This window comes from Kribbella catacumbae DSM 19601 (assembly GCF_000372465.1).
Classification (GTDB): Bacteria; Actinomycetota; Actinomycetes; order Propionibacteriales; family Kribbellaceae; genus Kribbella; species Kribbella catacumbae.
On record NZ_AQUZ01000112.1, the window covers coordinates 1 to 5,499 of the forward strand.

The following is a 5,499-nucleotide window of genomic DNA, read 5'->3' on the forward strand; positions in this document are numbered from 1 at the left end:
CCCGTGCGGCGGCCGGACCCAACACCACCGGGGCACTGGAGGAGTTCTTCCACCAGCTCGACGAGACCATCGGCGACCGCGCCGCCAAGCTCACCAACAAGGTCCGCACCGACGCCCTGCTGAAGCTCATCGCCGCCCGCCGCAACGGCTGGACCAACCAGACCCGCTGGGCCGAACTGATCCGCGAACACCTCACCCGACACCACGGCCACGCCCCCCAGCAGCGCCAGCACACCGACCCCAAAGGCGCACCCAGCCTCCGCTCACCATATCCACCCTAAGCGACATAGGACATCTGTTCGAGTAAATCAAACCAACGCGTCACCGTCGGCGGCGAGTGGCTTCCCTTCAGACATGCGAACAGCCTGTACCCCGGTGCAGGGGTACAGGCTGTTCGCTGGTTCGGAGGGTCAGTCCTCGTCGGACTTGCCGGACTCCAGGTTGGTTTTGATCAGGTCCATCACCGAGCTGTCGGCCAGGGTGGTGACGTCGCCGACCTCGCGGTTCTCGGCGACGTCGCGGAGCAGGCGGCGCATGATCTTGCCGGAGCGGGTCTTCGGCAGTTCGGCGACGACCATGATCTGGCGCGGCTTCGCGATCGGGCCGATCTCCTTGGCGACGTGGTTGCGCAGTTCCTGGACCACGTCCGGGCCGCCGTCACCGGCCTCCGACCGCAGGATCACGAAGGCCGCGATCGCCTGGCCGGTGGTCGGGTCGGACGCACCCACGACGGCCGCCTCGGCGACCTTCGGGTGCGACACCAGCGCCGACTCGATCTCGGTGGTCGACAGCCGGTGGCCGGACACGTTCATCACGTCGTCCACCCGGCCGAGCAGCCAGATGTCGCCGTCCTCGTCCTTCTTGGCGCCGTCACCCGCGAAGTACACGCCCGGCCAGCGCGACCAGTACGTCTCCTTGAAGCGCTCGTCGTCACCCCACAGCGTGCGCAGCATCGCCGGCCACGGCTTTGTGATGATCAGGTAGCCGCCGGAGCCGTCCGGCACCGACTTGCCGGCGTCGTCGACCACGTCGATGCTCACGCCCGGGATCGCCTTCATCGCCGCGCCCGGCTTGCCCGCCGTCACGCCGGGCAGCGGGGAGATCATGTGCATGCCGGTCTCGGTCTGCCACCAGGTGTCGACGACCGGCGCCTTGTTGCCGCCGATGTTCTCCCGGTACCAGATGTAGGCCTCCGGGTTGATCGGCTCACCCACGGATCCGATCACGCGCAGGGTGGAGAGGTCGAACTTCTCCGGGATGTCCTTGCCCCACTTCATGAACGTGCGGATCGCCGTCGGTGCGCAGTACAGGATCGAGACCTTGTACTTCTGGATGATCTCCCACCAGCGGCCCTGGTGCGGGGTGTCCGGGGTGCCTTCGTAGAGCACGGAGGTGGTGGCGTTCGCCAGCGCGCCGTACACGATGTAGCTGTGGCCGGTGACCCAGCCGATGTCGGCAGCGGTCCAGTAGACGTCCGTGTCGGGCTTGAGGTCGAACACCGCCCACTGCGTGTACGCCGTACCCACCAGGTAGCCGCCGGTCGTGTGCAGGATGCCCTTGGGCTTGCCGGTGCTGCCGGACGTGTACATGACGTACAGCGGGTGCTCGGCGTCGAACGCCTCAGGCGTGTGCTCGGTCGACTGCTTGCCGACGAAGTCCTCCCACCACAGGTCGCGGTTCTCGACCATCGCGGTCTCCTGGCCGGTGCGGTTGACCACGACGACGTTGCGCACGTCCGGGCAGTCGACCAGCGCGGCGTCGACGGCCGGCTTCAGCCCGGCCGGAGCGCCGCGGCGGTAGCCGCCGTCGGAGGTGATCACGACGCGGGCGTCGCAGTCCAGGATCCGGCCCTTGAGCGCGTCCGCGGAGAAGCCGCCGAAGATGACCGTGTGCGGGGCCCCGATCCGGGCGCAGGCGAGCATCGCGATCACGGTCTCGGGAATCATCGGCATGTAGATGGCGACCACGTCACCGGCCTGGACGTTCAGCTCGAGCAGCGCGTTGGCCGCCTTGCTGACCTCGTCCTTGAGCTGGGCGTAGGTGATCTCGCGGGTATCGCCGGGCTCGCCCTCGAAGTAGTAGGCGATCTTGTCGCCGAGGCCGTTCTCGACGTGCCGGTCGACGCAGTTGTACGCCGCGTTGAGCTTGCCGTCGGCGTACCACTTGGCGAACGGCGGGTTGCTCCAGTCCAGCGTCTCGGTGGGCTCGACGGCCCAGCTGAGCCGCTTGGCCTGCTCCGCCCAGAAGCCCTCGAAATCGGCGTCGGCCGCCGCGTAGGCGTCCGCCTTGACGTTCGCGTTGGCCGCGAGCTCGGCTGGCGGTTCGAACCGGCGCTCCTCGTGCATCAGGTTCGACAGCGCATCGGACTGGTTGGACTCGGAACTGGTCACGTCGCGGACTCCTCGTTGAGAGCTGCAAGACAACGGAACGCACACAGCGCGCTCCGAACCCCTTTCTACCAACGCCGGACCACCCGCGGTACTGGTGCCTCGCCCAGCCGCCCACGATCTGCGCCGAACGGGCCATATTCGAGGTCGAGCAGAAACCCGCTACCGGGAGTGCGGTCCTCGTCACTGGGCGGCAGCGGGGGTCGATCTGCCCGGGAGATGGAACCAGATCGGGCTCCGCTGCATCGGAGTTGGCGTGTCGATGGATGTTCTTGAAGGGGGAGTTGCGATGTACCAGCACAGCGAGACGGTGACCGAGCAGCCGGGTGCGAAGCGCAGGCTGTCCCGCGCTGCCCGTCGCCGGGTCCACGCCCGCGAGCGCCGCGTACGTCGTACTCAGCGGACTGCCCGCGCGCAGCTGCCGACCTGGTGAGATTGCACTTTCCTGCAACTAGACCCTGGTCTAAACCTCTCGGTTCCGGGCTCCTGGTGTGTCACGATGGCGCATTCGGCGGTGACGGGGGTGGGCATGATCGAGCGGGAAACCCTGCAACTGCTGGTCGGCATGCACCGGATCGTGCGGCATCTGGGCCGGGCCGGCGCCAGCAGCACGCTGCATCCGACCCAGTTCATCGCGCTGCTGCTGATCGGGGACGACCAGCCGATCAGGATCGGCGAGATCGCGACCCGGGTGCCTTGTTCGCAGCCGACCGCGACCACCACGGTCGCGGCACTGGAGGCGGCCGGACTGGCCCGCCGCCAGGCCGACGTACTGGATGGGCGTGCGACCTCTGTCGTCCTGACTCCCACCGGCGACCAGATGGTCAAGGCCGTCGGCCGGCATGCGGTCGGCGACCTCGCCAAGCTCCTCGCCCGCCTCTCACCGGACGACCGCGAGGTGGTACTCGCCGCCGGCGCCATCCTCTCCCGAATGGCCGACGATCTTTAGTCAGCGCAGTCCTGGCACAACCGACACCGTGTACGGCGGGGTGCCGGGTGCGGCGTCGAGCTGGCTGTTCACCCAGAGCAGGCGGTGGCCGTCGCGGGCGATGGTGGTCGGGGTCGCATTGGTTGCCCCCGGCATCGAATCCGCGATCACCTCCGCCTTCGTCCAGTCCTGGTTGAGCAGCGCGAACCTGGTGACGTACTTGCCGCCGCCCGCGTTGTAGACGGCGTACAGGCGGCGGCCTTCGAGGAGATAGCCGTCGCCCGAGAGGACGCCGTTCGCGCCGGTGATCTCCAGCGTGGTCACGGCCTTGGTACGCAGATCGATCCGGTAGGTGACGTCCTGGCCCTGCTCGCCGGCCAGGAGGGTCTGGCCGTCGGTGACGATGCCGTTGAGGAAGTACGGGATCGGCTTGATCTTGTCGCGCGTCAGCCAGGGCCTCAGCTTGCCGAGGCCGTCCCTGGTGAGGGAGGCGCGCCAGATCTGGTTGTGCGCGGAGTCGGTGACGTAGACGGCGTCCTTGGTGAACGCGAAGTCGTTCAGGAACGAGCCGTCCGCGGCCGGGCGGATCGCGAGGAGACGGCCGCGGGCGTCGTACATGTAGAGCTTGGAAGTGCCGGCGCCGGCGACCAGGACCCGACCCCAGCGGTCGACGTGGACGCCGGTCGCGGCCGTCCGGCCGTCGCTGCCGGCGGGCAGGAACGGCTTGAGTCGGGGCTCGTGAACCGTGCCGCGGTAGACGGCTCCGGTACCGACGCTGGTGACGTAGATCGTGCCGTTGGGAGTCACCTCAATGCCCTCCGGGGTGTCGCCGGGTGTGGTCGAGACGACGTAGGTCTGCGGGCGGGGGCAGTGCAGCTGATGAGCCTGGGCGGCGGGCTGAATGGTCGCGGCGATGAGCGGCGCGGCCAGCAGGATGGTGGCGGCGGTTCGTCTGGGGATCATCGGGCCAGCGTGGTCGCTGAGCGCCGGGCATCTCGACCGGTTTCGGCTCTGGCCGAAGGCGTCTATCCGGCGAGCTCTCGGGCAGGCACAATCACGGTCATGATCCGGATCCACTTCAGCGCGGGCGATCTCGCACGGGTGATGTTTCCGGCCGAGCCCGAACCGCTCTGGGAGGCGGCGCTGGCCGCGCGGGCGCTGGGCGATCGGGCGATCCCGTCGGTCGCGCGACGGTGGAGACGGCAGGTGGCGCCGCTGCTCCGGCCGTCGATGCGTCCGCTGTTCAAGCTGATCAGCCCGGCGGGGCAGTTCCCCGACTTCCTCACCCCGGAGGTGTCGACGCCTGGGCTGGAGCCGGCCGTCGCGATGCTGATGGAGACGCCGGCCGAGGTGGTTCGGGATGTGCTCGAGCCTTATCTGCCGCCTGACGTCGAGCCCTTCATGCGCGGACTGCTCGCCGGTACTGCGGGCTCGCGGCGCGCGCTCGGCAACGCAGTACGGGAGTTTCATCACGAGGTACTGGGTACGTCGGGGCTGGAGCTGGAGCGAAGGTATGGCGCGGATCTCGCGTTGCGGTCGCGGGCCGTGCTGCAGGAGGGGGTCGAGGGACTGCTGAGCGGATTGCATCCGGACATCGACTGGGAGGTGCCGGTCCTGACGTCGTACGGGATCGGCCCTGGGCCCACCTTTGACGTCGTGCTCGGGGGTCGCGGTCTGCTCCTCTACCCGTCGTCGCTGACCGCGGAATGCCTGGTGCTGGACGTACCTGACCGCCGCCCGGTGCTCGTCTACCCGTGCGCCGACCTGCCTGCCGCCGACGAGGCGGACGTAGACGCCCTCGCCGAACTCCTGGGCCGCACGCGTGCCGCCGTACTCCGCTCCCTAACCGCCAGCGCGAGCACCACCCAGCTAGCTCGCCGCACAGGAATCTCCCTAGCCTCAGCCAGCGACCACACCCGGGTACTACGCAACGCCGGCCTGATCACCACCCACCGCATGGCAGGCACAGCCCACCACTCGCTGACCCCCACAGCCCACCGCTTACTAACGGGGCAATCCCGGGGCACCTTGGAGCAGGTCCGGGACTCGTCGACGCGAGGGTCGGGGACGTAGGGCCGGTGCAGTTCGCGGGTGCTGGGCAAGGTCGGTGTGGATGCGGGGTGCTGGGCAAGGTCGGTGTGGATGCGGGGTGCTGGGCAAGGTCGGTGTGGATGCGGGGTGCTG

General features: G+C 68.7%; 6 protein-coding genes. 4 read left to right on the forward strand and 2 right to left on the reverse strand.

Annotation, left to right across the window (positions count from 1 at the left end; translation table 11 throughout):
- On the forward strand, window positions 1-281 hold a 281-nt coding region (locus tag A3ES_RS50695), incomplete at its 5' end, for a hypothetical protein (protein ID WP_026162488.1).
- A 129-nt stretch (window positions 282-410) separates the two neighbouring features.
- Here A3ES_RS50695 and acs read toward each other — a convergent pair.
- Window positions 411-2,345 (reverse strand): acetate--CoA ligase, encoded by a 1,935-nt coding sequence (gene acs, locus A3ES_RS0145075; protein WP_040457243.1) that lies wholly within the window; start codon window positions 2,343-2,345, stop codon window positions 411-413.
- Between the two features lie 331 nt (window positions 2,346-2,676).
- Here acs and A3ES_RS54850 point away from each other — a divergent pair, with 331 nt between their 5' ends.
- Together A3ES_RS54850 and A3ES_RS0145080 are read left to right on the forward strand one after the other, a co-directional pair.
- Complete coding sequence (locus A3ES_RS54850; protein ID WP_157631090.1) at window positions 2,677-2,820, forward strand: hypothetical protein; 144 nt, start codon at window positions 2,677-2,679, stop codon at window positions 2,818-2,820.
- 96 nt (window positions 2,821-2,916) lie between these two features.
- Window positions 2,917-3,336: a MarR family winged helix-turn-helix transcriptional regulator gene (locus A3ES_RS0145080; protein ID WP_020393414.1), complete on the forward strand. Its 420-nt coding sequence runs from the start codon at window positions 2,917-2,919 to the stop codon at window positions 3,334-3,336.
- Here A3ES_RS0145080 and A3ES_RS0145085 read toward each other — a convergent pair whose 3' ends face one another.
- A complete protein-coding gene (locus A3ES_RS0145085; protein ID WP_020393415.1) occupies window positions 3,337-4,278 on the reverse strand; it encodes an NHL repeat-containing protein in 942 nt (313 codons plus the stop codon).
- Between the two features lie 99 nt (window positions 4,279-4,377).
- Between A3ES_RS0145085 and A3ES_RS50700 the strand changes: the two genes are divergently transcribed.
- On the forward strand, window positions 4,378-5,388 hold the full coding sequence (locus A3ES_RS50700; RefSeq protein WP_020393416.1) for a winged helix-turn-helix domain-containing protein: 1,011 nt from the start codon (window positions 4,378-4,380) through the stop codon (window positions 5,386-5,388).
- Window positions 5,389-5,499: the final 111 nt, after the last annotated feature.